Annotated in this window: 21 protein-coding genes, 2 tRNA genes and 2 pseudogenes; 10 read left to right on the top strand and 15 right to left on the bottom strand. The window is 60.8% G+C overall.

Annotated elements, in window-relative coordinates:
* Positions 1-7: 7 nt before the first annotated feature.
* Positions 8-1222, bottom strand: coding sequence for an ABC transporter substrate-binding protein (locus BLR13_RS36825; protein ID WP_074829921.1), 1215 nt, complete (start codon positions 1220-1222; stop codon positions 8-10).
* 115 nt (positions 1223-1337) lie between these two features.
* Between BLR13_RS36825 and BLR13_RS36820 the strand changes: the two genes are divergently transcribed.
* Together BLR13_RS36820 and BLR13_RS36815 are read left to right on the top strand one after the other, a co-directional pair.
* A complete protein-coding gene (locus BLR13_RS36820; protein ID WP_074829922.1) occupies positions 1338-2123 on the top strand; it encodes an IclR family transcriptional regulator domain-containing protein in 786 nt (261 codons plus the stop codon).
* Between the two features lie 84 nt (positions 2124-2207).
* A pseudogene (locus BLR13_RS36815) lies at positions 2208-2965 on the top strand (F0F1 ATP synthase subunit A).
* 11 nt (positions 2966-2976) lie between these two features.
* On the opposite strand, the gene glmU reads toward BLR13_RS36815, so the two are convergent.
* On the bottom strand, positions 2977-4335 hold the full coding sequence (gene glmU, locus BLR13_RS36810; RefSeq protein WP_074829923.1) for a bifunctional UDP-N-acetylglucosamine diphosphorylase/glucosamine-1-phosphate N-acetyltransferase GlmU: 1359 nt from the start codon (positions 4333-4335) through the stop codon (positions 2977-2979).
* A 182-nt stretch (positions 4336-4517) separates the two neighbouring features.
* Here glmU and BLR13_RS36805 point away from each other — a divergent pair, with 182 nt between their 5' ends.
* Together BLR13_RS36805 and BLR13_RS36800 are read left to right on the top strand one after the other, a co-directional pair.
* Positions 4518-5990 carry a hypothetical protein gene (locus BLR13_RS36805; RefSeq protein ID WP_074829925.1) on the top strand — a complete coding sequence of 491 codons (1473 nt, stop codon included), beginning with the start codon at positions 4518-4520 and terminating at the stop codon, positions 5988-5990.
* Positions 5991-6093: 103 nt separating this feature from the next.
* The gene (locus BLR13_RS36800; RefSeq protein ID WP_074829926.1) at positions 6094-6474 is read left to right on the top strand and encodes a hypothetical protein; all 381 of its coding nucleotides are present in this window, start codon (positions 6094-6096) and stop codon (positions 6472-6474) included.
* Here BLR13_RS36800 and BLR13_RS36795 read toward each other — a convergent pair.
* Positions 6434-8059 (bottom strand): beta-(1-6) glucans synthase, encoded by a 1626-nt coding sequence (locus BLR13_RS36795; RefSeq protein ID WP_074829934.1) that lies wholly within the window; start codon positions 8057-8059, stop codon positions 6434-6436. The two genes, BLR13_RS36800 and BLR13_RS36795, sit on opposite strands and share 41 nt — an antisense overlap.
* 231 nt (positions 8060-8290) lie before the next feature.
* On the opposite strand from BLR13_RS36795, the gene BLR13_RS36790 reads away from it, so the two are divergent.
* The 4 genes from BLR13_RS36790 (at position 8291) to BLR13_RS36770 (ending at position 13320) form a co-directional block, all read left to right on the top strand.
* On the top strand, positions 8291-8869 hold the full coding sequence (locus tag BLR13_RS36790; protein WP_074829936.1) for a beta-1-3, beta-1-6-glucan biosynthesis protein: 579 nt from the start codon (positions 8291-8293) through the stop codon (positions 8867-8869).
* Between the two features lie 209 nt (positions 8870-9078).
* Positions 9079-11751: a glycosyltransferase gene (locus tag BLR13_RS36785; RefSeq protein WP_074829939.1), complete on the top strand. Its 2673-nt coding sequence runs from the start codon at positions 9079-9081 to the stop codon at positions 11749-11751.
* 230 nt (positions 11752-11981) lie between these two features.
* Positions 11982-12057, top strand: a tRNA-Lys gene (locus BLR13_RS36780).
* Between the two features lie 1080 nt (positions 12058-13137).
* Entirely contained in the window at positions 13138-13320 is a 183-nt protein-coding gene (locus tag BLR13_RS36770) for a hypothetical protein (RefSeq protein WP_143039830.1), read from the top strand.
* A 350-nt stretch (positions 13321-13670) separates the two neighbouring features.
* Here BLR13_RS36770 and BLR13_RS36765 read toward each other — a convergent pair whose 3' ends face one another.
* Positions 13671-13940: a hypothetical protein gene (locus tag BLR13_RS36765; RefSeq protein WP_143039831.1), complete on the bottom strand. Its 270-nt coding sequence runs from the start codon at positions 13938-13940 to the stop codon at positions 13671-13673.
* A 239-nt stretch (positions 13941-14179) separates the two neighbouring features.
* Here BLR13_RS36765 and BLR13_RS41260 point away from each other — a divergent pair, with 239 nt between their 5' ends.
* On the top strand, positions 14180-14326 hold the full coding sequence (locus tag BLR13_RS41260; protein WP_171945021.1) for a hypothetical protein: 147 nt from the start codon (positions 14180-14182) through the stop codon (positions 14324-14326).
* 700 nt (positions 14327-15026) lie between these two features.
* On the opposite strand, the pseudogene BLR13_RS36760 reads toward BLR13_RS41260, so the two are convergent.
* A pseudogene (locus BLR13_RS36760) lies at positions 15027-15557 on the bottom strand (N-acetyltransferase family protein); the annotation flags it as partial.
* 240 nt (positions 15558-15797) lie between these two features.
* On the opposite strand from BLR13_RS36760, the gene BLR13_RS36755 reads away from it, so the two are divergent.
* A tRNA-Lys gene (locus BLR13_RS36755) sits at positions 15798-15873 on the top strand.
* Positions 15874-16074: 201 nt separating this feature from the next.
* Here BLR13_RS36755 and BLR13_RS36750 read toward each other — a convergent pair.
* From BLR13_RS36750 to BLR13_RS41430, 10 genes are all read right to left on the bottom strand, one after another.
* Positions 16075-17856: a sensor histidine kinase gene (locus BLR13_RS36750; RefSeq protein ID WP_171945022.1), complete on the bottom strand. Its 1782-nt coding sequence runs from the start codon at positions 17854-17856 to the stop codon at positions 16075-16077.
* A gap of 190 nt (positions 17857-18046) precedes the next feature.
* Entirely contained in the window at positions 18047-18400 is a 354-nt protein-coding gene (locus BLR13_RS36745) for a response regulator transcription factor (RefSeq protein WP_074829951.1), read from the bottom strand.
* Positions 18401-18598: 198 nt separating this feature from the next.
* Positions 18599-18955: an HdeA/HdeB family chaperone gene (locus tag BLR13_RS36740; protein WP_074829958.1), complete on the bottom strand. Its 357-nt coding sequence runs from the start codon at positions 18953-18955 to the stop codon at positions 18599-18601.
* Between the two features lie 65 nt (positions 18956-19020).
* On the bottom strand, positions 19021-20451 hold the full coding sequence (locus BLR13_RS36735) for a DUF1254 domain-containing protein (RefSeq protein ID WP_074829961.1): 1431 nt from the start codon (positions 20449-20451) through the stop codon (positions 19021-19023).
* A gap of 105 nt (positions 20452-20556) precedes the next feature.
* Complete coding sequence (locus tag BLR13_RS36730) at positions 20557-21246, bottom strand: hypothetical protein (RefSeq protein ID WP_171945023.1); 690 nt, start codon at positions 21244-21246, stop codon at positions 20557-20559.
* Between the two features lie 244 nt (positions 21247-21490).
* Positions 21491-21628, bottom strand: a complete 138-nt coding sequence (locus BLR13_RS40840; protein WP_154070931.1) for a hypothetical protein — start codon at positions 21626-21628, stop codon at positions 21491-21493.
* Positions 21629-21750: 122 nt separating this feature from the next.
* Positions 21751-22227, bottom strand: a complete 477-nt coding sequence (locus tag BLR13_RS36725; RefSeq protein WP_074829962.1) for a DUF992 domain-containing protein — start codon at positions 22225-22227, stop codon at positions 21751-21753.
* A 28-nt stretch (positions 22228-22255) separates the two neighbouring features.
* The gene (locus BLR13_RS36720) at positions 22256-22972 is read right to left on the bottom strand and encodes an outer membrane protein (RefSeq protein WP_074829964.1); all 717 of its coding nucleotides are present in this window, start codon (positions 22970-22972) and stop codon (positions 22256-22258) included.
* 80 nt (positions 22973-23052) lie between these two features.
* Positions 23053-23862 (bottom strand): outer membrane protein, encoded by an 810-nt coding sequence (locus tag BLR13_RS36715; protein ID WP_349532609.1) that lies wholly within the window; start codon positions 23860-23862, stop codon positions 23053-23055.
* 286 nt (positions 23863-24148) lie between these two features.
* Positions 24149-25192: a helix-turn-helix domain-containing protein gene (locus BLR13_RS41430; RefSeq protein ID WP_074829978.1), complete on the bottom strand. Its 1044-nt coding sequence runs from the start codon at positions 25190-25192 to the stop codon at positions 24149-24151.
* Between the last annotated feature and the right edge of the window lie 120 nt (positions 25193-25312).

The raw sequence follows: 25312 nt of genomic DNA, 5'->3' as shown, positions 1-25312 counted from the left end.
CTCGCGGTTATTTCTTGACCAGCGGACACTGGCTCTCGGCAAGCGGGCGGTTGACGGACTCGCCCGGCAACGTCTGCACGACGTTGTAGAGATCCCAGTCGCCCTTGTTCTCGCCGGGCTTCTTGACCTGGAGCAGGTACATGTCGTGGATCATCTTGCGGTCGGCCCGGATGTAGCCGTCGCCGGCGAAGAAGTCGTGGACGTGCTCCTTCTCCATCTGCTTCATCACGGTCGGCGCTTCGTCGGTGCCGGTTGCCTTGACGGCCTTGAGGTAGTGCGCGACCGACGAATAGACGCCGGCGTGGAAACTGGTCGGCATGATCTTCGCTTTGGCATAGAAGCGCTCCGCCCAGGCGCGCGTCTCCGGCGTACGGTCCCAGTAGAACGGCGACACTTCGTAGGCGTCGTGCGCAATCTTCAGGCCGACGGCGTGCACGTCCGTCAGCACCGACTGGAGCGGAACGACCTTGGCTTTCGTGCTCAGCCCGAATTCGTCGGCCTGCTTCAGTGCCGTCACCGTATCGCCGCTGGACGCCGCAATCGCGATGACATTGGCGCCGGCGTTGGATGCGGTGAGCAGGAACGATGCGAAGTCGGACGTATTCGGCGGAAACACGGAATTCCCAACCACCTGTCCGCCGTTAAGCTTGACCTGCTCCGACGTATCCCTCGTCAGCGCGTGACCATAGGCCTGATCGACCGTCAGAAAGTACCACCTGGTGCCGCTGGGCTCGATGACGGCCTTCGCCGCCCCCTTCGCCAGATTGTAGGTATCGACCGTCCACTGGACCGTGAGCGGCGAACAGGCCTTGCCGTTGAAGTCCGACGAGGTCGAGCCCGACAGCAGCATGATCTTGCTTTTCTGGGTTGCCAGATTCTGCACGGCGAAACCGATCGGCGAGCCCTGCATGTCGGCGACGGCGTCGACGCCTTCGACGTCGAACCAGCGCGCCGCGATCTGCGATCCGAGATCGGGCTTGCCGCCGTGATCGGCCGAAATGACTTCGACGTTGAGGCCGGCGCCAAAATCCTCGGCGGCCATCTCGGCCGCGATCACCGAGCCCTTTCCGTTGGCCATTGCCGTCGGACCGGCGATGTCGGTCAAGACGCCGACCTTCACCTTGCCGCCGCTGAGGTTTGGTGTTTGGGCCGCGGCCGGCGCCGCCGACATCGCGAGGGCCAACCAGATCGCCGCAGGCACATGAAAGCTCGAATGGACCATGGTTTCCTCCCGTCGCCGTCCTTTTTGAACGTGCGCGGATGGATTGCCGCGCTTCCGGCTTGGTTTCCAACGAAGTCTGTGAAATGTTCGCCCTGCGAACACGTCCGGAGGGGCCATGCACCGCAATGTCAGGGCGCTGTCCCGAGGATTGGCGCTGATCGGCGAGCTCAATGCGAGCGGGCCGTCGAATGTCGTGCAGCTCGCAAAACGGACCGGCCTCAACCGGACGACCTGCTATCGTTTGCTGGAGACGTTGCGGGCCGACGGCTACGTGACCTTCGACGAGACCAATGCCTTGTTCGGCCTGACGCCGCAGGTGCGCACGCTGAGCGAAGGTGTCTCGTCACGCGACCTGTCGAGCCAGGCGGCGCTCCCTGCCATGTTCGGCCTGCTCGACCAGGTGTCCTGGCCCAGCGACTTCGCGGTGTTCGAACTCGGTTCGGTGCTGATCCGCGAGAGCACCCACCCTTTCAGTCCGTTGTCGATCCATCGCTCGATGGTAGGCCGCAGGCGGTCGCTGGTCCGCAGCGCCTTGGGGCGCGCCATCCTCGCGGCATCACCGCCTTCGCTGCGCCGGGCGATGCTGGAGACGACGGCAGCTTTCGTCGAGGAAGACGCGCTCCTGGCAAGGGATCGCCGATTCATCGACGACATCGTCTCGCAGACCAGGAACGACGGCTATGCCTCCTCGGTCGGCGGAGCGGAGGCTGGCATCAGCGCCATCGCGCTACCGATCCGGAGCGGCGGACCCGTGCTCGGCAGCCTCAACCTGATCTTCTTTTCCTCCTCGATGACGCCCGAAGTCGCCGCCGCAAGATATCTGCCGAACATGAAGCAGGCTGTCACGGACATCGAGCATCGATGGTCCGCCGCGAACGCCGCGCGCGGAAAAGTGGCTTGAATTAAGCGGCGCCCGACGACGGGTTGTTTTCCCGGAGCGTCCGTATAGGCTCTGGTTGCGTGAAAGTGAGAGTCCGAGCGGCGAATGGCCATCGACCCGATCCACCAGTTCAAGATCGAGCCGCTTTTCACGATCGGTCATATCGGCCATCAGACGATCGCCTTTACCAACTCGTCCCTCTACATGTTTTTGACGGTGGCGCTGATTTCGATCCTGATGATCGGCGGGGTGGCGGGACGGCGGCTGGTTCCCGGGCGTTTGCAGTCGATCGCCGAAATTACCTACGAGTTCGTCGCCGGCATGATCCGCGGCAATGCCGGCGCGGAGGGCATGAGGTTTTTCCCGCTGATCTTCTCGCTGTTCACGTTCATCTGCGTTTCGAACCTCGTCGGCATCATCCCTTACGCGTTCACGGTTTCGAGCCACATCATCGTCACGGCGGCGCTGGCGCTCCTGGTCTGGTGCACGGTGCTGATTTACGGCCTGTACAGGAACGGCCTGAAATTCTTCAAGATATTCGTGCCGTCGGGGGTTCCGGTCTACATCCTGCCGCTGGTCGTGTTCATCGAAAATTGTCGTTCTTCTTTGTGAAGCCGGTCTCGCACAGCCTGCGCCTGTTCGCCAATATGCTGGCCGGCCACATCGCGCTCAAAGTGTTCGCGGGCTTTGTCGCCATGCTCGGCGTCGCGTTCGGCGCCATCGGCTGGGTCGGCGGCGTGCTGCCGCTGGGGCTGACCGTCGCGCTCACCGCGCTCGAACTGCTGGTCGCCTTCCTGCAGGCCTACGTCTTTGCCATCCTCGCCTGCATCTATCTCAACGATGCCATCCATCCGGGCCATTGACGCCTGGGACCCTAGCCTTCCTTCGGCTTCTTGCCGCGCGTCTTCAGTTCGCGGTACCGCGTCGCTCCGCCCTCGCGGATGCTTTGCGGGCTGCGCTCGACCGCCATCGCGTCGTCGGGCACGTCGCGGGTGATGACCGAGCCGGAGCCGATATAGGCGCCGCTGCCGATCTTCACGGGCGCCACCAGCGAGGTGTTGGTGCCGATGAAGGCGCCGGCGCCGATGATGGTCTTGTTCTTGGCAAAACCGTCATAGTTGCAGGTGATGGTGCCGGCGCCGAGATTGGCCTTGGCGCCGACATGGGCGTCGCCGACATAGGACAGGTGATTGACCTTGGCGCCGGCCTCGATGGTCGCCGCTTTGGTCTCGACGAAATTGCCGAGCTTGGAGCCATCGCCCATGGAAGTGCCCGGCCGCATCCGCGCATAGGGGCCGATCTGCACGTTTTTGCCGATCGAGGACTGCACGATGTGGCTGAAGGAATGGATCACCGTTCCGTCGCCGATGGTGACGCCGGGGCCGATCACCACGAACGGTTCGATGGTGACGTCGCTGCCGAACGTGGTATCGGCGGCGAGAAACACCGTCTCCGGCGCGATCAGCGTCACGCCGGCCTCGAGGGCGGCCTGGCGCAGCCGCGCCTGCATCACGGCTTCAGCTTCAGCTAGCTGGGCCTTGTTGTTGATCCCTCGCACTTCATCCTCGCTGGTTTCAATCACGACGGCCTCCAATCCCATTTTTCTAACGATGGCTACCGCATCGACCAGATAGTATTCGCGCTTGCTGTTGGCATTGCCGATCTTGTCGATGATCTCGAGCGCAAGGCGGCCGTCGAACGCCATCACCCCGGCGTTGCACAGCGTCACCTTGCGTTCCTCAGGGGTAGCGTCGGCTTGTTCGCGGATCGCCACCAGATGGTCGCCTTCGAGCAGCAACCGGCCATAGCCGGTCGGATCGGCGGCGCGGAAGCCGAGCACGGTCAGCGCCGCGCCGTTTGCGAGCGGCGCGCGCATGCGGGCAAAGGTCTCGGCCGAGATCAAAGGCGTATCGCCGAACGCCACCAGCAGATCGTCGGCGCCGCGGGCAATCGCCTCGCGGGCCGCCAGCACGGCATGCGCGGTGCCGAGCCGCTCGGCCTGGATGAAGGTCGCCGCATCCGGCCGGATCCGCGCCACCTCGTCGGAGACTGCCTTGTGGTTCGGCCCGACCACGACCGCGAGCGCGGCCCCCGCGCCGTGCGGGGCCGCATCCAGCACATGGGCCAGCAGCGACTGGGAGGCGACGGGATGCAGCACCTTCGGCAGCGCCGATCGCATGCGCGTGCCCTCACCGGCCGCAAGCACTACCGTCAGGCTGGAACGAGCCGTCATTCTGATCCTCAACAAACAAGTCGGATGGCCAAGCTTCTTTAAATGCGGGGCCTCTTTAATAGTTTTCCGCAGCAGATCAAACCGATTCGCCACCCCGCCAAGCTCCGGATTCAGGAACACGCCGCATTTCCTGTTAATGTTTGCCGTTGATTCGGCAGGCCTGAGGGAGGGACTGGGAACGCTTGGCCAGGGATTCAGACCATCGCGCTGGGGACTTCGAGACCGATAACACCGGCGGCTTGCTGAGCGGTTTGTTGGCCGAGGAAGACGATCTCGACCGCCGCGCGCTGTGGCGGATCGGCTCGTGGGGCGTCGGCGCGGTCGCGGCCGTGGTGGTGGCCGTGATGGCCAACCAGTCGTCGCTCGGCTTGAAGCGCGAGCAGATGGCGGCGGTCGAGCTCACCCGGCAGGCGCAGCAGATCCAGCTGACGGCCCGCGAAAACCAGAGCGAGACGCGGCGTCTTGCCAGCGCGGTCGATACGCTGAACGGCGATCGCGACCGGCTGTATTCCCGCGTCACCAGCCTGGAACAGGGACTGGATTCCGTCACCGGCTCGTTCATCCGTCAGCTCCCCCCCAATGCGGCAGCGTCGGGCCCCGCGCTCGCAACCACCGAACCGCCAGCCGCACTGGCGCCTGCTCCCGTCTTGGCGCCGGTCACAACGGCCGCAGCCGCCACCGACAAGCCGGCGACGAAGGCGACGGCCCCGGAGCCGAGCCTTGCCACGATCTCATCGGTTGCCAAGGACGCGCCGAAGACGGAGTCCGGCAAGGCCGAGAAGACGGAATCTGCCAAAAGCGACGCCGCAAAATCCGACGTCGCCAGGCTTGAGTCGGCGAAGACAGAACCGGCCAGGACCGATGCGTCCAGGGTGGATGCCGCCAAAGCTGACGTTGCCAAGGCTGACATTGCCAAGGTCGACGTTGCCAAGCCTGACGCGACCAAGCCTGATGTTGCCAAAACCGACCCTGCCAGGACCGATCCCGGCAAGCCGGAAGCCGCCAAGACTCCTGCCGCGACGCCGGCCACGCCGCTGGTGGCTGCAAAATCGTTCATGGCCCCGCCCGACCCCTCCGCCACAAAACTGATCGAGCCGAACAAGCCCATAAGCCCGGTCACAGCGAGCCCGATCCCGGAAGTCGTGGCCTCGGCGCCCGTCAGCGATGAGGAAGCGGACGACGCCACCGCGCCGAAAGTCGCCCTGCAACGAACCGAGTTCGGCGTCGATCTCGGCACCGCCAATTCGGTCAGCGGCCTGCGCGCGCTGTGGCGCGGGCTGTTGAAGTCGCGGTCGAATGCGCCGCTGCAAGCGCTGCGCCCGGTCATCATGATCAAGGAACGCACCAACGGGCTCGGCATGCAGTTGCATCTGGTGGCAGGCCCGCTCAACGACGCCGGCGCCGCCGCCAAGATCTGCGCGGTCATGACCGAAAACGAGCGCTCCTGCGAAACCACCGTTTTCGACGGCCAGCGGCTCTCGTTCAGAGACGATGTCACGCCGGCGCCGGCTGCGCCTGCCAAACCCGCTTCCCGCAAGCGCGGCACCTCGTCGAAACGGGCGGCAGTGGTGGTCGAGGAGCCGAAGAAACCGGAAACGACGTCGTCAATTTCGTCGTCGATCTCGTCGATGTTTGGCCGCAAGAGCGCGCAATAATACCTTTTATGGCAAAGCGTTACGACCGGCTTCTCACCTGTTTTTGACGTTATCGCTGCAAGCCCCGCTTGTCCCCAAACCCATTCCCGAGCATATTCCCGCGATGAAAAAAACTCCGTTCCGGCTGACGCCCTATCAGGTGCAATTTCTGTTGGTGGTCGGCTTCGTCACCGTCGGTTATGCGCTGTATCTGCGCTATCTCGCGGTCGAACTCTCCACCACGGCGCTGGCCTGCGACGCCGGCCTGCAGACCATGCTGTGCAAGGCGCGGACGCTCGCCACCTCGCTGTTCAAGAATTCGGTGTTCGGCATCGTCGCCCTCGTGATTGCGACGCTTCACGTCATGCGGCCGTCGATCGTGCTTTTGACCGGCGGGCTGATCGCGGCAGGCCTCGGCATCGTGCTCTACAATATCGCGCTGTCGGGGCTGGCGATCGGGCTGCTTATTTTGGGATTTGCACGGCCCGCGCCCGCCACAGCGTAAGCGCCAGGCCGAGATAGACCGCGCAGGTCCACATCGACTGCCAGTTCTGCGCGCCCTCGTTGAAACCCATGAAGAGCGCGGACGCGACCAGCACGCCGGCAAAGGCGGATTCGGCAATCGGCCGCACGCCCTCCATCGGCCGGTTGACCAGCATCAGGCAGGCGAACGGCACCACCGCCATGGTCAGCGCGGCGAACGGAAAATCCTTGTAGCGCGGGTCGAAGGCGAAGCCGAGCGCGGTCTCGGCTGATATCAGCGTGGTCACGATCAGGACCAGTCCTAACAGCACCGGCAGCACCGATCCGGTGCGGCCGGCGCGCGGGCCCAGCAGTTCGAGGAAGGTCGGCAACGGCCGTCCCGACATCGCGGCGTAAGCACACAGGATCGGCGAGAGAATGCCGGCGGCGAGCAGCGCGCCCCATTGCAGCCAGCCGCCGATCCCGTAGCTCTCATAGATCATCTTGTCGGCGGCGATCCCGAGCAGCATGCCGGCCGATGTCGCCGAGGTGCCGACCGCGATCCACGAGGTCAGACGCGGCTGCCACGGCCGCCGCCGCAAGGTCAGCCATCCCGCCAGGAAGACGAGGACGCTGAGCCCCATCCCGCATCCCATCTGCCATTTCCACAGCGGATAGTTGCTGATCGGTTCGCCCGGCGGATATTTCACCGCGCGCTTGAAGGCGTCGAACAGGCCCCAGTAACCGCCGACAGTGCCTTCGAGCTGGCGCTTCCACGGCTGGTCGTAGGCCTCGATCAGGTTGACGCGAAAGCCTTCGCGCTTGGCCAGATCGAGGATCTCGGAAACCACGCGCGCCTGGTTGGTGCGCGACGGCAGCGCGCCCTCGCGCATCCGCCCGGCGCTGGGCCAGCCGGTCTCGCCGATCAGGATTTCCTTGCCCGGAAACGCCACCGCCATCCGCTTGCGGATATCGTCGACATGGCCGGCGGCCAATTTCGCCCGCACCGGCATGTCTTCCCAGTAAGGCAGGATGTGAATGGTGACGAAGTCGACGGCCTCATAGACTTCGCGGTTGCGCAGCCAGAATTCCCAGACGTCGGCATAGGTCACGGGCACCGTGACCTGCGCCTTGACCGCGCGGATATTGGCGGCGAGATCGGCCGCCGTCATCTCGCCGCGCAGCAGCACCTCGTTGCCGACCACCAGCGCGGTAATGACCCCGGGATATTGCTTGGAGAGACTGACCGCGGTGGCAATCTGGGTCAGGTTCTTTAGCTTGTTGCTCGACAGCCAGATGCCCTGAATGACCTTCAGGCCGACCTTGGCGGCTTGCGCCGGAACCTGGTCGAGCCCGTTCTCGATCGAATAGGTGCGCACGCAGTCGGTGATCCCGACGAGCTGCGCCAGATCCTGCGCGATCTGTTCCGGCGCGATGTGGGTGGCCGGTACCAGCGGCGTCTGCAGGTCGCGGAACGGCGCATAGGACACGCATTGCAGCTTGGCATTGGGATCGATCGGCGCGCGCGCCAGCGTGATCGGCGTGGCCACCCACCACCACAGGGCCGCGATCATTGCGAGGGATGAAATGAGAAGCGCCAGCGGCGTGCGAAGAGAAATCGGTTCCATCCTCCGGGCGGGGCCCGTCGCTTAGCCGTTCGCCGGCGATCTGCCAAGATACACGATACCGGGATTTCCGCTTCTCCCCTGCGGCGATTTTACCACGAAGCGATAAAGTTGTGACTTTGCTGGACAAAATCCGAAATAACCGGCATGGGAATCGTCAGACGTCTCCGCCGCATTGGGGACCTATTTGGACGGCAACAAGCCAACCGTCACACGGAAAAAATCGGGGAATGTATGCGTCGGGTGCTTGATCCAGGAAAGTCGGTTGTGCGCCACCTTGCCGCTGCCGGACTCGTGTTTCTGATCGGATCGGGCGCCGCGTTCGCCCAGAGCGGCGGCCAGCCCGCCCAGGATCAGGGCAAGCCCCCGGCGGCCAATGCCGCCGACGCCGCCAAGGACAACCAGCGCAAGACCGACGAGTTCGTCGAGGCGCAGACGGCCGTCAACGGCCCGGCCGGCAATCCCGAATGCGTCTGGCTCGGCCGCCGCGTCGTCAGCCTGATGTGGCGGGACGACCTCGATACCGCGTTCCGGCACCTCGACCTGTACGACCGGTTCGGCTGCCCCGGCGGCCACGTCCAGGCCGCGTTCCGCTGCCTGACCCGCTTTGGCGGCCAGATCGATCCCAAGGTGGCCGAAACCCTGTCCAGCCGGATCCATGCCTGCTGGATCAATCCGGGCGCCCAGCCCCAGGCCGCCGCCGCGGCAAGCCCGGCGCCTGCCGCCCCCGCCACGGCCGGGAATGCGGCTCCGGCACCGGCGGCGACCCCTGCTCCGGCCCCCGCCGCCGCGCCCGCGGCCCCGACGAAATAATCACCGGGGCGCGCGTCGCGGAACGATCGAATTTATTCGATAGTTCAATATGCCGCGCCCTTAAAACGCCGCGCCCTTAAAACGCCATGCCGTCATACCAGTTGTGAATTCGTGCGGCAGGATTATCCTAACTCTTGCCGCCGTGTCGGTCGAACCTTGGGGACGGGTTCGCTTTCCCCCCATGCAGGCCCCCTATGGTTTAGCCGCCGATGCGCGCCGTCGTTGCCGTCCTGCTGTTTGTGACCGCAGCTCACGCTGCGCTGTGGGGTCTGTTTCAGGAAAAGCAGGCGGCCCCCGACTTCAAGGGTATCCTGCCGAGCGTTTCCTACACGCCGTTTGAACCCGGTCACGTCGTCGACAGCACGATCGATCCCGCGAGAATTCGCGCCGACCTGAAAAGGCTCTCCACCGTAACGCGGGCGATCCGCTCCTACTCCTCGACGGAAGGCAACGAACTGGTGCCGCCGATCGCGGCCGAATTCGGGCTCAAGGTCATGGTGGGCGCCTGGATCAGCAAGGATGACGATCACAACGCGAGCCAAATCGAGTCCGCGATCGCACTCGCCAAGCGCAACAGCAACGTCAACGGCATCGTGGTCGGCAACGAATCCATCTTCCGCGCCGACCAGAAGGTCGAGGACCTGATCGAGCTGATCAAGCGGGTCAAGAAGTCGGTCAACGTTCCCGTCACGACCGGCGAAATCTGGAATAGCTGGCGTGACAATCCGGAGCTCGCCTCGTCGGTCGATTTCATCGCCGCCCACGTGCTGCCCTATTGGGAAAATTTTACCGACAAACAGGCGGTGGATCAGGCGGTCTATCTCTACGGGCTGTTGCGCGAAAAATTTCCGGGCAAGCGGATTGTGATCGCCGAATTCGGCTGGCCCAGCGCCGGTTACAATTTGAGGAACGCCGAGCCCGGCCCGTTTGAGCAGGCTTCGGTGCTGCGGAATTTCGTCGCCCGCGCCGAAGCGATGGGCATGGAGTACAACATTGTCGAAGCGATGGATCGGCCCTGGAAATCCTTCGAGGGCGGCGTAGGTCCCTATTGGGGCATCCTCAACAACGCCGGCGAAGCGAAATTTTCGTGGACCGGTCCGATCGTAAACGAGAACTACTGGAAGCTCGCGGCCATTGCGCTGCTGGTCGGCATTCTGATGTCGCTGCCGATCCTGCGGCTGGAACAGCCGACAGCCGCGCAGGCATTTGTGCTTTCGGCCGCGGCCAACGGCGTCGGCGCCTGGGCCGCGACCGTATTCGCCTTCTGGTCCGGGCATTACTTCGTGTTCGGTTCAGCCTTCGCGCTGACCCTCGGCCTGATCCTGCTGGTGCCGCTGGTCTTGATTGCGATGGCGCGGATCGACGAGATCGCAGCCGTCGCCTTCGGCCACGGCCCGCGCCGGCTGATCGCCAAGACCGCAACCCTGGCGCCGGCCACGATCGGCGAAGGCGTCACCTTCCCGAAAGTGTCGATCCACATCCCCGCTTATTTCGAGCCGGTCGAGATGCTGAAGCAGACGCTCGATGCGGTGTCGCGGCTCGACTATCCCAACTTCGAATGCGTCTGCATCATCAACAACACGCCCGATCCGGCGTTCTGGCAGCCGATCCAGGACCACTGCCGCGCGCTCGGGGAACGTTTCAAGTTCATCAACGCCGAGAAGGTCCAGGGTTTCAAGGCCGGCGCGCTGCGCATCGCGATGGACCGCACCGCTGCCGACGCCGAGATCATCGGCATCATCGACGCCGACTATGTCGTGCATCCCGATTGGCTGAAGGATCTGGTGCCTGTGTTCGCCGACCCGCAAGTCGGCCTGGTGCAGGCGCCGCAGGAACACCGCGACGGCGACCTGTCGCTGATGCACTACATCATGAACGGCGAGTATGCCGGCTTCTTCGACATCGGCATGGTCCAGCGCAACGAGTTCAACGCCATTATCGTGCACGGCACGATGTGCCTGATCCGCCGTGGCGCGATGGACATGGCCGGCGGCTGGTCGAGCGACACCATCTGCGAGGACACCGACCTCGGCCTGACCATCCAGCAGCAGGGCTGGCTGACGCATTACACCAATGTCCGCTATGGCGAGGGCCTGCTGCCCGACACCTATGAGGCGTTCAAGAAGCAGCGTCACCGCTGGGCCTATGGCGGCTTCCAGATCGTCAAGAAACACTGGCGGCGCTTCCTGCCCGGCGGAAGCCGGCTGTCGCCGGATCAGCGCCGCGAATTCTCGCTGGGCTGGCTGAACTGGCTCGGCGCCGAGAGCCTCGGCGTGGTGGTCGCGATCCTCAACCTGATCTGGGTGCCGATCGTGGCGTTTGCCGACATCTCCATTCCCGACAAGATTTTGACGCTGCCGATTATCGCCTCCTTCATCGTTTCACTCACGCATTTCATCGCGCTCTACCGCCTGCGAGTGAATATCAAGGCCGGGCAGATGCTGGGCGCCATGATCGCAGCGATGAGCGTGCAGTGGACGGTGTCGCGCGCGGTGGCGCAGGGCCTGATCACCGAACACCTCGCCTTTGCCCGCACCTCCAAGGGCGGCCTGTCGCGGATGTCGATCGAATTCCAGGCGTTCTGGGAAGCCGTGATCGGTGTGCTGTTGCTGATCGGCGCCACCGTGCTGGTGGTCACGAACGGCTACAAGCAGGTCCGCGAAATCTACATTTTCGCGGGCGTGCTGGTGCTGCAAAGCCTGCCGTTCCTGGCCGCGGTCGCGATCGCGCTCCTGGAAAACTCCCGCACCAATTCGTTCGCCTTCTGGCGCAACAGCGCGGTGCGGACGGCGGAACTGATCGGGATCCGCCCGGTCCGCCTGCCGACGGTCGCCGCCCCCTCCCAGCCGGTGGCATCGGAGATTCGCCGGGAAGCCAACTGATACATTGCGTTTCCAGGCGATGTGGACCCCGGTTCGCGCCTGGAAAACGCGTCAGATAAAATACTGAGCCTCTACCGAGGCTCAGTGGGGACGGATTTGACGGGCCCGTGCGTGAGGAGATTGGGCTAACCGCTGGCGGTACCAAGGGAATTCAGACCATGAGGCCGGCAGTTTTGCCGCACCGCCGCTATTGACCCAAGGGGGCCCGCCCCCTACACAGCGCGGCGAGTGAGCGCGTAGCTCAGGTGGTAGAGCACGTGACTTTTAATCATGGGGTCGAGGGTTCGAGTCCCTCCGCGCTCACCAAGGAAATCAATATCTTAGATCGATTTTCCGGTTTGCCGCCGTTACTCGTGTCGGCACCGTGTTGGCAAATTCATTGCCGCGCGGGTGCGTTGTTAAATGTCGGCCACCGGCAATGATCCCCTCGTCGAGACATCCCGCCTCGACTCGATGGAGATCAAAATGAGTGACGATACCGAGGACTGCAAAGCCTGCTTCGGCAAGGGCAACGAGGCGCGGATGCGATCGCCGCAGCCGGGGCAGAAGATACTGTTTCGTCCCTGCCCTAGCTGCATTCAGCACCGGGAGCGCGGGACCGAGCCCCGCGCCCTGATCATTGTTAGGCCTGACCGATGGTGCCGTTCTCCCGGCGCTGCCGAGATTACTAGGTTAACTTTTGATTAACCAGAATCATCCCAGCCTCCCGTCCACATAAAGGTCATCCTGGATTGGTCCGGAGACCCAATTGATCGTTGATCCGAAGGCTCGTGGGGGGCTCAAAGGAATAACGTCATGCCAGTACGTAGCGTGCCACGTACATCCAATCTGCTTTCTGAGTTCGCGCTGGCGATCATCGGCACATTAGGCTTGGGTCTGCCGATCGCGCTCCTGATTATCTGGATCTGCTCATAACCGGCAGCGTGGACCTCCAGACTATGGCTTGCACGACTCCAGCAAGCCCGCTGGTGAGTCCAAATTCTGCGGGCTGCCATGGGCCGGCCCGCCGGCGCCAGCGCAGGGATGGCCCGCGAGGCGCGACGGCGTAAGCAACTCCAGGCCGTCACAGCGCCCGGGACGGGTGTTGCATGAAATCATCAGCCAGCGTCGAAATTGGTATTTGGCAGGAAAACTCTTTGACTATGCGGCGGGTTGGTCGTTCCGTTTGAGCGGGGGCGCGCGATAGGCGGTGTACCATGCGGGATGAATTCGCTTCCAAAGGTTTCCTCGCTGCGGAACGTTTCTTCGCCTTGGCCGGCGTCGTCATGCTTTGCTCTGGTTTGTTGGCTTTCGCATTCGTCTAATCTGTAATTGCACCGTGCCTCGTCGCCCGTCTGGGTAACGGAGCCGACGTCGGGTTTTTAGTGGCCTCCTATGGGGTCGCCCATGCGATTTTTGATCACAGGAACGGATACTTCGGGCAGCATCACCTTTCGGCGCGAAACAGCCGCCGCGGCCCGGAAAAAGGCTGCAGAGCTGGCTGAAGACGGCTGTCGGGAAATTGAGATTACCGCGCCGGACGGGTGCCGATACCCGTCGCAGAAGTTCGACCAGCTTCCAGCGGACTGATTGAGCTGCTTAATCCCGTTGTCACGCTGATGCCGAAAGTATGTAGCCGCTTTGACGGACCTTTAAAGGAGCGCGCGCGTTGAGGTCTTGAGACCGGGGGGCGACAGCAAACCCGGAGCTTTGGTTATGTGCGATATCCCTCTGGACCTTGAGAGAAGGTTCGAGCGGCAATGGGCGGCCAGATTTTCCGGCCCAGCCAAAGAGCATCGCCTTGAAGGGCAGCAGCAGCATAATCAACGGGTAACACGCCCGACAAAAGCAAAAACCCGCCGGCGTGGAACCGGCGGGCTCGCGAGCGCGGACCTGAGCCCGCGCCCCTTGGCGTTACCGCTTGAGCCGTCTCGCATGCCTTAGGAGGACGCCCCTGTTCCAGATGCAAACGCAATGAATCGCTGCATGTATTCGGTCGCGTTTTTGGGCGACCACAATCCCTGTTGGATCGATTGCCTTAAGGCGCTGCCGATTTTCCGGTGTTCGGTTTTCTGGAACAGTCCGACATAAGTCTCCAGCAATTCGGACGAGACGTCGTCGACGCTGGCCGCCAATGCATCGAAACAATATGCGGATTCGGGCTTTCCGCTCTCATGTCCCTCATAGTGTGCGAAGGCCTCGAATTGCATCCTCAGGACTCTTCTGTCTTCGATTATATCTCGCATCTTAATTTCCTCCGCCAAAGTGTGGTGCGGGCGCCAGCATAGAAATTGGCGACGGCCTCTTTAGGGCGCGGGACCGAAGCCCCGCCATGCCGGCCCCCCAACACCCTGCCGTGAACGAAACTCATTGCCTGAGCTCGCGAAGCAATCCTGAAACAGAGCCGTCTTAGCTTCGACGCAGTCAAAAGCCCATAAGGGAGCGTGGAATGCGTACTCTCATTTTCGGCGCCATTTTGATCGCAGTCGCCGCTGCAGGTTTTCAGGCCTTCATCTCGTCCTCACTTGCTGCAGCTCGGGACGCAAAGGCAGCGACATTTTCCGAACGATTTGCTCCAGTACTGAAGCCCGAATGAGGCGCGAGACTGAAGCCTCGCGCCCTTGATTGTTACCGCCTTCGTCTGGCCTGGGCCACAATCCGCTGCCGGTTGCGCTTTCTAACTAACCGATCGGCGCCGGCGCTTCATGACGCCTCAGCCGTTTGCTCGGCAGGCTCAACGCCCAGGTAATCTTCCGCCGTCGCCAAGGCGGCGGCCTGCAAGGTTGACTCGATCAGGTTACGTGCACCCGCTCTTACCCTCGCATTAGGTTGATCGCGAACGCGAGCGGCACTCCGATCATTAGGCCTAGTAATCCGTACAGCGGCGCCCAGACTACAGCGCTGATCGCGCCAGAACTCACGGCGTAACCGTAGCAGCCGCCAAGCGCGCCGCCTGTCAGCGAACATATCACGAGGGTGCTGTCGTTTTTGCCCTCGATTCCAATTATCCGCGGTGCCCGGCGGCCAAGTCGCGGGGGACCGTGTAACTCTGTTGCTCCGCATTGCGGACAGCGATGCGCCGAGCGAGACAGCCTGCTTCCACAGTCGGGGCAATCCATCAACCGGGTCGTCACCTGCCGCCTCTCCCAAAAGTTAACTCTTTGATCATGGCGCAGACGAAGTGACAAGAAAAGGAATTACGGTGACAGTGCATTTAATTTGGAGAGCCAAAGAGTTTCCGGGGCCGCCCGTAGACCTATGATTGAAAGCACTGTCACCGTAGTCTAACTCGCTGGCTAACGGCTTTCGAGAGTCAGCGTGACATCGCGCAAGCCGCGATCTTGCGGATCGATCGAGATCTCGAATCCCAATTCCTGGCACATTTTCAGCATCACGGTATTTTCCTGGAGTATTTGTCCGGATATCCGCTTCAGACCCTCTGATTTGGCGTATTCGATGATCAATTGCATCAAGGACCAGCCCAGCCCCCTGCCCTTGAGGTCCGATCGCAGCAAAATCGCGTACTCGCCGCTCTCATGGATTGCGTCGGCATGCAGTCGCACGACCCCCAGCGGCTCTTTGGTGGCTTCATCGATAGCGACAAACGCCATCGCGCGCGCGTAGTCGAGATCGATCAGTCCTGTGATGAACTGATGCGAAAACTCCTTGATCGAATCGAAGAAACGAAGCCGCAAATCCTCCTTGCTCACATGAGCCAGATGATCGCGGATCAAATCCTCGTCGTCCGGTCGGATCGGCCGGACGAATATTCGCCAACCATCCCCGAGGACGATATGCCGCTCCCATTGCGACGGGAACGGTCGAACACCAGCCGCCAATTACGCCTCCATAGCTATTGCTCAAGCGACTTCAGAAAACCGTTGAAATCGCCAACTTGCCCAGATGAACTCGGGCATGCTCGGATGACCCGTCACAACACCTCCGCCCAGAATGACAGTGCGAACAATTGGCTTGCGCAAACACCTTGCCCGCCGCGACGCTTGGCGCTGCACTGATCTAGCTACAGTCTAGCTGGAAGCAAATGTCATATTCACGGCGCGGCGAGTGAGCGCGTAGCTCAGGCGGTAGAGTACGTGACTTTTAATCATGGGGTCGAGGGTTCGAGTCCCTCCGCGCTCACCATGAAATCAATGACTTATATATGGTTTCGTCTACCCGGTATTTTCCGGGTTCGGGCATCGTGCACCCAATGCGCACCCAACGACGCTGGGATATCTCCGCCAGCACGCGGCTCTTTTGCCTCATTGCAGGTGAAGACTACGCGCGCATTACCCGGTTCTGCCGGGAGCGCCAGCCTGCGGCATCAACGCGAGGGCAAGAACTCTAGATCTCTACAGACCGATCCAACGGCAGTCGGAATGAAAACACCGCGCCCCGGGTGCGGTTCTCAGCCCACAGCTCGCCGCCATAGCTTTCAAGGATCGTTCGCGCGATTGGGAGTCCCAGCCCCGTCCCTTCCGGCTTCGTTGTGACGAATGCATTGAAGATGCTAGCCAGCTTGTTGTTGGGAATACCCGTTCCTGAGTCGGATATCTGGACTTCGATGCCATCAGCGTCAGCCAGCGCCGTCCGGATCGAAAGATTGCGCGGGACCACGTTGTCCATCGCATCCACGCCATTCATCACGAGGTTCATGAGGACTTGCTGCAGATGAATCGGATCACACCGCACCCGTAACGGCTCGGGCGTGAGAATGGTACGCAAGTTCACCCCCCGCCTTGTAATTTCAGGAGACACAATTTTGACGATGTCCCGCACGGACTCGTTCAAATCGAACGTTCGCAGATCGGATTCCGTCCTGTTATTCAGCAAATTTCGCAACCCGCCGATGATGTCGCTGGCCCGTTGTTCGTCCCGGACGATGTCGGAAAGAATCTCGCCGAGCTGAGCAACGTCAGGTGGATTCGCCTTCAGCAGCACCTGCGCAGCTTCGGTATTGCTCAAAATCGCTCCGAGCGGTTGGTTGAGTTCGTGCGCTATGGATGACGACAGAACGCTGGCGGTTGTAACGCGGTTCAAGCGAACCACTTCCTGACGACGACTGTTAGCCTCGGCTTGGGCGACACGACGTCGCCGCCGTTCAACGAGCAGCAATGCAATGATGCCGGCCTGCAGCAGGATAGCTGCCGTAACAGCCGTCAATTGCGGCCGGTACTGCTCCCACACAGTCGGAACGCGAAACATGACCTCACTGCCTGGCGGCAATTGGCTTTCGCTGATGTTCCAGCGCTTCAGCTCCCTCCAGTCGTATCTAGGCGATGCAGCGCGGATCGGAGGCGTCTTGATGCTGCCCGGCGACTCTCCGCCCAGAATGCGGACGGCAACTGCGGCGGTCTGTCGGCTGACGTCGGATATGTTCGTCATCCGGCCGCCGATGATCCCTCGGCCGAAGAACGCGTCCTGTTCAGAAAAGATTGGCGCATTGGCGACCGCGTGAATCCGGTCTATGGCTCGATTGCCTTCGTGCACGACGCCGGCGGCGTCCACCAACATCTGCCCGTAGACGATGAAAGTCCGGGGTGGCAGGATAGCCACCTGCTCAAGGATCTGTTCCAGCGACAGTTCATTGGAATAAGTGATCTCGAGCCGGCTTGTCAGCGGTTGGAACAGCTTGCGCATCTCCTCCAGCCATAGCTTCTCGATCGGAGAACTTCCCATCACGATGAAGACCTTGGTCGTCTCCACCAACTTCAGGATCTGGTCGGGAGTGCTCAATATATCGACAGATACCGAAACCATTGCATCGGTCGCCGGTGCGTTCGAAGACATCTGCTGGGCGACGGCAGCGTACAAGGTCGGGATCGAAGGAAAAATCCGCTGACGATTTTGCTGAAAGAATCGTGCCGCGGGGCCGCCGATCGTCATGATCAGGTCGAGCTTGCGTTCGGAAAACACCGCATTCAAATAGCTGACAAAGGCGCCTTCATTCCCGTCGGGGAAGCGGGCCGTCGACAGCGAGGCCTCGAAGATATCGATCGGGTCTTTCGACTGAAGGTTCAACTCCTCGCGGATCTTTCGTGCGTAGTCATCCCACGGCGAAAAATCTCGGCCGACAGAATGAACGATCAGCACCCGCTTTGGCTGGGAAAACGCCGCACCGGTCATCGCCAGGAGCAGAACGACCGAGCTGAATAGTATTCGAGTTATCATGCGATAGGGCGGCCGTTTACGCGAGATGTCACAATGTGACCGAGAACCTAATCCTACTCGACTTGCCCAGCGCCAGGGAGAACAATTATAAGCATCAACTTCCGCGACAATTCCCTGCAACCGTTAAGAAATTGAGCTCGATTCCTCAGGGAATCCTTCCAATGGCATCGATCAGCAGTTTCGACAGAAACGGCTTCTTCAAATACGCAACGCAACCGGCGTCGAACGCCTCCTGCCGGGTGATCTCATTATCGATGGCCGTCATCATAATGACCGGTAATTCCCTACCTGACGCGATCAATTGCCGTTGCAGGTCGATGCCTGAGATTCCGCCAAGGTGAATATCCAGGAGCAAACAATCCGCTTCGCACCCGGCATCGGCCTCCAAAAAAGCCTCCGCCGATGCAAACGTTCTGACGTGGAATCCGTGGGCCGACAAAAGGCGATTTAGACCTTGCAGCATGCTGGGATTGTCATCGACGACAGCTATGGTGCGCATGACGAAACGATCATTGGCTGTTTGCAGTTATCCGCTCGGCAAGAAAAGTAGTCCCAGATCAGATACGAACCGCGATCAGATTGGTTCCAGGCGCGGCTTGCAAACAGCAGTTCTGCACCGATGTCCTTTTGGCACTATGCAAAATCCGCCCCTGTGGCAAAGGGCGCCCAGATTGTTGTAACGGCAAACCTCCGGATTTCAGGGCTTCATTTCAATCCCCAGCTTCGCCCGCATGTCCTTGAACACGACGGCGACCGCCTCGATGATCAATTGACCAGGGTTCGCCTTGCAATAGACCATGATCTCGTGCTCGGCCTCTTTTGATTTGACGATATCCATATAATGCTTGCGAGCGAGCCCGTTGTACCACCCGCTATACCAGGCCGTCAGCCGGTCGGCATCGCCTTGCCAGGTCCCGGCGAGTTGAGCGCAAGTCAGCGCTTGCACATTCAGGAAGCCGTTGGCGTCGGCATAGGTGCTGAGATCGACCTGGGCGCGAGCAGCTGGAATCATTGTCGTGGTAAGCACCGTTGCGAAAATCAGGGACCTGTACATCTTCACGCTCCATTCATCCTGGTTGTGGCTGAAGCCGGCGCCGAAGCGCCGACGTAGTCATTGAGTCAGGCGACTTTCTTCACCGGCGGAATCTTCCAGGAGCCATTGATGATCGAAGGAGTTTTCTCCTGCGGCCAATACATGCGCAGCATCAGGATGAAATCGCCCGCTGGCGCAGGTAGCCAGTTCGATTCCCTGTCCTTGCCCGGCGAGTCCTTCTGCAGATACAGATCGATCGATCCGTCCGGGTTCGCTTTCAGATTCTGCCGTGCACTGATGGAGTACCGGTTGATCGGGTTTTCCACGAAGAAGTATCCCTTGTCGTACATCGTCAGTGACCAGAAGCCCTGCGCAGGTGGCAACTCGCCCTTGGCAAACTTCATGACGTACTTGTTGGCGCCACTGTACGTCCGCCCCTCGACATCCTTCTGCGAGATCGGGTAGATCGCGTCTTGTGGGCGGTTCATTCCGAGCCCGACTGCGCAGCAGAACGCGCGGAACAAATATTCGGTACCGTAAACGCCGCCCTTGGTGGTGTAGGTCCAGCCGTTCTCGTCCTTCATGTCCTTGTTGACCTTGAACTGGAGCATGATGCGATCGAAGGACACTTCCGGCACCCGCTTGAGGAAATCCGCCTTCAGCTTGCTGGCGTCGAAATCCTGGCCGGGCACGATGCCGATTTTTGCGAATCTGGCGATCTGGCCGGCGTCCGCGGCAGCCGGAGGGTTGGTCTTCATCAACTCGCAAAGCAGCTTGAAATAAGCAGCCGCGTCCATCCGGTTGACCTGCTCGCGCACGGCCGTCTTCATGTCGATTGACGGATCGACCGTGTGTTCGGGCGGTGTGTACGGCTTGCCGTAGGAACTCAGCGGAACGAGCTTGAATTCGTCCTGCAACTTGTGAACTTCAGCGTAGTCTTCCGGCGTGCCGGTGCAATAGATGCGGCCGAGCAACCAGACCATGCTGGTCGGTGACTTCAATTCCTTGACTCCGGCGGGCAAAGAACCTTTCCAGCCTGGTCCGCTGATGGCATAGGTCTGCGCACCGGTGCCGGTCGTGCGCTTGCCGGGAACCTGGAATACGTTGGTCCAGCCGTCCAGCATCGGCAGCAGGGCATAGCGGCCCTTCATATCGGGGATGCTGAGCACCCACGGCTCCTTGCCGACATCGAAAAATCCGGTGGTGTAGAGCGTATCCGCGTTGGGCGCGGTGACGTCGCGATAGGATGCGTTCGGATATTGCCTCACCTTGACGATCTGGCCCATCGGGCCGCGCATCGTTTCGACCTTCGGGACGTTGGTGAAAACGCGCCGCGTCATTTCCATGGTCACGAGCGGATAGCCGTAGACATAGGCGTCGGTGGCGAGCCAGAAATCTTCGAGGCCTTCACCCAAACCAAGGGTCTCGCCGAACTCGGCCCGGCTCAGGGAACTCGTCGAGGCGCTGGCGAGAAGGCTCAGGCCGCCCATCGCAAGGCTACGGCGCGTGATATTCATTGCAATCTCCATTTTTGCCGGCTGGCTTTTTTGTGTGGAGTCATCGACCGAAAACGAAAATCGATTGAAAGCGGGGAAACATGCGCCTCCCCGCCTCCTCTGTTCTCAGTAACAGGGCGGATAGGGGTAGTAGCCGCACACGGGCCGCGCGTACGGATATGGCGCGACGTAAGGCGCAGCATACGCAGCCGCGCCATAAGCGGCAGCGGTGGCTGCACCGGCATACATCGCGCCCCGGAATGCCGTACGCCGTGCGACGCCGGCAAACGACATCGGCGTGAACGGCCGGCCGATGATGTCAATGAACAGCGCTGCCCCGCCGTCCGCGCCGGCAATATCCCCTTCGAGGGTCTGAACGGTGAACGTCAGCTTGTCGCCCTCGAGCTTCGGGTTCTTCAGCACCACGACTGCGTCCTTCACCGCGCCATCCTTGCCGAATACCGACAAGGTCGCATTAGGAGGATTCTTGGTAAAGCTGTCGTCGCCCGATCCCCATTCCGCGATGACGTCGGCGGTGAGCTGATGGCCGGCGGATCGCACCGGGCGGTCGGCAAATATGATGGAGCTCGGGGCAATGCCCGTCAGCACCAGGGTCTCGCCCTGCAACGTCGCCGCACGGGAATTGAGCACGAACAGCGAGGGGACGATCTCAGGCTTGGCTGCGGTGGACGGCGCACCAATCGTTTTCAACGCGGCCGGCGCCTGTGCGGTTTGGGCACTGGCCGTTGCCATGCCGCCCAGTATCGCCGTCACGGCGAGCAGCCCGGCCATCTGAACAAATCTTGCACTCGTCATCTCTACTTCTCCTGTTGGGGTTCGGGTTATCGCTAATGTCATCAGCGGTCGGTCGCGCTATCAGGCACCATGGGCGCGCGATGAAGCGCCGACTATGCAAAAACGAACCGATTGAAAAACATAAAGCGCGCCGTCTCGCTACCGGACGACGCGCGAAAGCAGACGCGCGCATGCCCGCGCAGCATGCCGATGTCTGCTTTGCTTGAACCAGGGCGCGGACTCAGGCGCACGAACTCTGCGCCTGCTAAGAAACCTGTTTCACGCCGGGCGGCTGCCAGGTCCCATGGCCCGGCGGCAGGATCGAAGGTGGCGTAGGCTTCGGCCAGTGGGCCTTGGTGAAGCCGTTGCTGTCGACATAGGCCGAAAGCGACGTCTGGGCCACGGCGCTGGATCAGGCAATTGCCGCAGCCGTGGCGAGAACGAAATAATGTCGCGCGCTAAACCCTCTGGTTTCGCGTTCCTTGCATAACTCGAACTGTGTTCTGCAAGGCCAGGTGCACTGGCTCACGGGACCCATCTCAATTGAAGTGCGGACAGACCAAGTGTGACATCCAGCGCGACCGAGCCCTCGACTGATACCGGTTGCAACGCGAAGCTTCTGTTGGATCCGCCGACCAGAACATTTGCTCCAACACCAAGTCCCAGCGCCACATCACCGCTTGCACCAACATAGGTGCCAGCCAGAGCGCCAGCAGGCACGCCAGCGGTAGGCGCCAGAACGCCCCACGCCAAGGCGCCGCCACCGATTATCCCAATATCAATTCCCACCGTGTTGAGGGCGCCTTCGTAAAATTGTGGGGGACCGGGCATGGATGGCACGAAACGGCACTCCATCGACTGGTGGCCGGCGATAATGAATCCAATGCTCGGGTTGAGCTTGCAGCTGAGCATACCCGTTTGGGTCCATGGCGGCGTCTGGGCCGATACAGGACCGGCAAGTGCAACCAACGTTGCACAAAGAGCAAATGCCTTAGGATTCATAATACCGCCCTACCCGAATCTTCTATTTTCAAAATCGATAATTGATGCCGCCACGGAAGATGTTGAGCTTGTCAACGCTTGCGCCCGTCCCGATCACCTGCGTGTAAAGATATTCACCCTTCAAGGACCAGTTCGGCGTGAAGCCATATTCCATGCCTACCCCAGCAACGATGCCAGGGCGCCAGGCGGAGGCCGCGCAATTCTGGAGCACACCAAGCGTACCGCAAGGCACGCCAGCAATTGAAGTGCCGTTAGCGCTCGATTTCACAAATGCCGCACCGCCCGTCACGTAGAACAGCCAATTGTTCATAGCGACGCCAGCACGCGCCCTTGCCGTTCCAACGGCGCTGATCTTGGACGCGATATCGAGCGTAATACCCTGCCCGACGCCAGCGATAGCCGGATTTAAGATGCCGTTGCCCTTGATGTTCGCCCAATCAAGATCGCCCTCGAGGCCGAGCACCACATATCCCTGCTGGATTTGGGCCCCCACGGTGCCGCCGAGCATCCCGCCACTGATATTGAAGCTTGTACGGTCGAACCTGTTAGAGACGAGCGTCAGCGGATCCTGCGAGCCCCAGCCGTAACCGCCGTTCACACCGACATAAAGGCCGGTCCAGTTATAGACCTGGGCCGCCACGGGCGCGCTCTTATAGGCCTGCATGGGAAGGTCCGCCGCAAAGGCGCAAGTGGAACCGACTGCAGCAAATGCTGCTCCAATGATAAATTTCTTCATGCCGTCCATCACGAAAACTTCTCCCCAAAAGAGCCACAAGGCCGACGAGGGCCGGCTGCCAAGCCGGCCCTCGGGTTGGCTATCAACGATCAGTATGCCGCAACGACGGGTCCACCGAATTTATAGTTCACGCGCACGGTGATCAGATCCACGTCCTGACTGACCCGATTGACCACAGCAGCAGCGCCTGCCGGTACCGAGAACGAATTGTTGGCATCACCCATGATCAGGCGATCGTATTCAATGGCGGCCGACCAGTTCGGCGTGAAGCCGTATTCAAATCCAACGCCGATGGCGCCGCCCCAACGGGTTGAGGTCGCATAGTTCAGGCCAACGCCTCCAAACGTGGTCGCTTGAAGAAGGTTGTTGTTCGTCACCGCCGCGCCGCCTTTCAAATACAGCAACGCCGCGTTCCAGGCATAGCCAATCTGGCCGGTGAAAAGGCCCAAGCTAGTAACCTTGGAAGAATCGGTAAGAAGCGGATTAGCAATACTCACGTGTGAACTGCGCATGCTTGCCCAGTCGCCCTGGCCTTCCAAACCGAACACAAACTGACCGGCCTGCCAACGGTAGCCCACCTGTCCACCGAGGACGCCTCCCGACTGACTGTGGCAACCGTCAGGAACGACCACGCCACCTGCCGGTACGACACCCCAGCAATTGCGGCTCGTTCCATATCCGCCGTTACCGCCGATGTAGAAGCCGGTCCAGTCGTAGACCGCAGCCATTACGGGAGCCTTGACCGGGGCGTAAGCCCGCTGCGGCAGGTCGGCAGCGAACGCAGGGCCAGCGAATGCAGCGAATGCCGCCGCCGTGAGTACGATCTTTCTCATTTTCAAATCCTTTGGAAATACATCATCCGCAAGTTTGAGGGCCTGCACCGAAAGTATTTGGGTCAACTTTCGGTCGCTATGTAAAATCGGACAGCCAACCGAAAGAAGTTGGCCCGTTGCAAATTCGATACACTGCAGCGTAACGCTTCTGTTTCGCCGGCATCAACCAACCTTGAGGCTAGCCTTGAAGCCACATGCTTCGTCGAAAGCCGGCAACAAGGCGGCCTGCCGCGTGTCGGATGCATTTCGCAGGCGGTTGCGCCCGCGCTTCTTTTCGGTGCGCTCGGCGGCGCCAACTGCACTTGACGAATTTGCGCATTGCGGCTGACGACGCCGGCTGAAGCGCATCGCCTCAGCCCACTCTTTGCGATCGCGACCTCGCCACCGTCTCCGATGGGCGCTCTCCAAAAAGGGCTTTGTATTCCGAGGCAAAACGACCGAATTCTGTAACGCCGTGTTCGCTCATGATGTTTGTGACTTTACCTGACGACTCACATTTTCCGCGGAGTGCACGGCGGACCATGTTGAGTTGACGTAGCTTGAGATAGCTTGCCGATCCAACGCCCAGCTGTTGCCGGAACGTCCTCAACAGCGTCCGGCTTGTTACGTCAGCCGCGAGGGCCAGGTCAGCAACCTGAAGCCCTTCCCATTTCCGACCACGGGCATACCTCAACGCTTTTGTCACGGTGTCGCTGGACAATCGTGACTTTTCTGTTGGGAGACACATTTCGTTATCCAAATCCGCAATTGCAGCGATCAATGCGTTTAATAGACGGGCAATACTAAATCCGTGGAGCGTCGGCGTTTGCTCCTCGCGTATCAGAACGGCGGTGCTCGCGGCTGCCGCGGACAAACATCTGAGCAATTGCTCCGGAGACGAAATGACGCACTTTTCTTTCTCGACCCATGCAAGATGTTTTCTGCCGGTCTCAATAGCAAACGTTTCAAAGAGACCAACGGGCATCGAAATCGACATCCAACGATGGATGCCGCGCGACGCGAACGTAAAATCGCTCCCAGGCGGAAGCACCACGAAGTCCTGAGGCTGAAGGATTTGACCGTCGAAAATCACGCGATCGGCAATTTTCTCGTCCTGAAAGATGAAGGTCAAAGCATCCGAACGCGAAATGCCGTGCAAAATCTTGGAGCCTCCCTCCACGCCAAATTGCAAGACGATCGCCCCCAATTTGCAATGACCGACCGACCAAGGAGCTTGACTGGGACCAGTCAGCAGGAAATTCACCGTCGCTCCAATAACCGTCTCAGAATATTCGTCAAAGCTAAGGCTGTGTAATGGTACGTCGCTAGCAGCCCCCAACGGAAAAATCCTCCCATTCGGTTTCCTACAGACCGGCTTCATCTTGATACCAGGCGCCGCCTGCACGTCCTTGAACACGATCGCAATCGCTTCGATGACCGGCTTGCCGGGCTTGGCCTTGCAGTACTGAATGACTTCTTGCTCGCTCTTTGCTCTCTTGACGTTGAGACGATGCCTACGTGTGAGAGCGCGGTAGCA

Source organism: Bradyrhizobium ottawaense (assembly GCF_900099825.1).
In the GTDB taxonomy this organism is placed as follows: domain Bacteria; phylum Pseudomonadota; class Alphaproteobacteria; order Rhizobiales; family Xanthobacteraceae; genus Bradyrhizobium; species Bradyrhizobium ottawaense_A.
Note: the sequence above shows the minus strand (reverse complement) of the source record. Positions and strands in the feature narration are given on the sequence as shown.

Bases quoted from the DNA above. Each gene is read 5' to 3' on its own strand.
- BLR13_RS36730 (WP_171945023.1), bottom strand. From the start codon at position 21,246: ATGACGAGTGCAAGATTTGTTCAGATGGCCGGGCTGCTCGCCGTGACG.
- BLR13_RS36770 (WP_143039830.1), top strand. From the start codon at position 13,138: ATGCGATTTTTGATCACAGGAACGGATACTTCGGGCAGCATCACCTTT.
- BLR13_RS36740 (WP_074829958.1), bottom strand. From the start codon at position 18,955: ATGTACAGGTCCCTGATTTTCGCAACGGTGCTTACCACGACAATGATT.
- BLR13_RS36795 (WP_074829934.1), bottom strand. From the start codon at position 8,059: ATGGAACCGATTTCTCTTCGCACGCCGCTGGCGCTTCTCATTTCATCC.
- BLR13_RS36800 (WP_074829926.1), top strand. From the start codon at position 6,094: ATGAAAAAAACTCCGTTCCGGCTGACGCCCTATCAGGTGCAATTTCTG.
- BLR13_RS36820 (WP_074829922.1), top strand. From the start codon at position 1,338: ATGCACCGCAATGTCAGGGCGCTGTCCCGAGGATTGGCGCTGATCGGC.
- BLR13_RS36825 (WP_074829921.1), bottom strand. From the start codon at position 1,222: ATGGTCCATTCGAGCTTTCATGTGCCTGCGGCGATCTGGTTGGCCCTC.
- BLR13_RS36745 (WP_074829951.1), bottom strand. From the start codon at position 18,400: ATGCGCACCATAGCTGTCGTCGATGACAATCCCAGCATGCTGCAAGGT.
- BLR13_RS41260 (WP_171945021.1), top strand. From the start codon at position 14,180: ATGCGTACTCTCATTTTCGGCGCCATTTTGATCGCAGTCGCCGCTGCA.
- BLR13_RS36720 (WP_074829964.1), bottom strand. From the start codon at position 22,972: ATGGACGGCATGAAGAAATTTATCATTGGAGCAGCATTTGCTGCAGTC.
- BLR13_RS36735 (WP_074829961.1), bottom strand. From the start codon at position 20,451: ATGAATATCACGCGCCGTAGCCTTGCGATGGGCGGCCTGAGCCTTCTC.
- BLR13_RS36790 (WP_074829936.1), top strand. From the start codon at position 8,291: ATGCGTCGGGTGCTTGATCCAGGAAAGTCGGTTGTGCGCCACCTTGCC.
- BLR13_RS36765 (WP_143039831.1), bottom strand. From the start codon at position 13,940: ATGCAATTCGAGGCCTTCGCACACTATGAGGGACATGAGAGCGGAAAG.
- BLR13_RS36725 (WP_074829962.1), bottom strand. From the start codon at position 22,227: ATGAATCCTAAGGCATTTGCTCTTTGTGCAACGTTGGTTGCACTTGCC.
- BLR13_RS36750 (WP_171945022.1), bottom strand. From the start codon at position 17,856: ATGACCGGTGCGGCGTTTTCCCAGCCAAAGCGGGTGCTGATCGTTCAT.
- glmU (WP_074829923.1), bottom strand. From the start codon at position 4,335: ATGACGGCTCGTTCCAGCCTGACGGTAGTGCTTGCGGCCGGTGAGGGC.
- BLR13_RS36785 (WP_074829939.1), top strand. From the start codon at position 9,079: ATGCGCGCCGTCGTTGCCGTCCTGCTGTTTGTGACCGCAGCTCACGCT.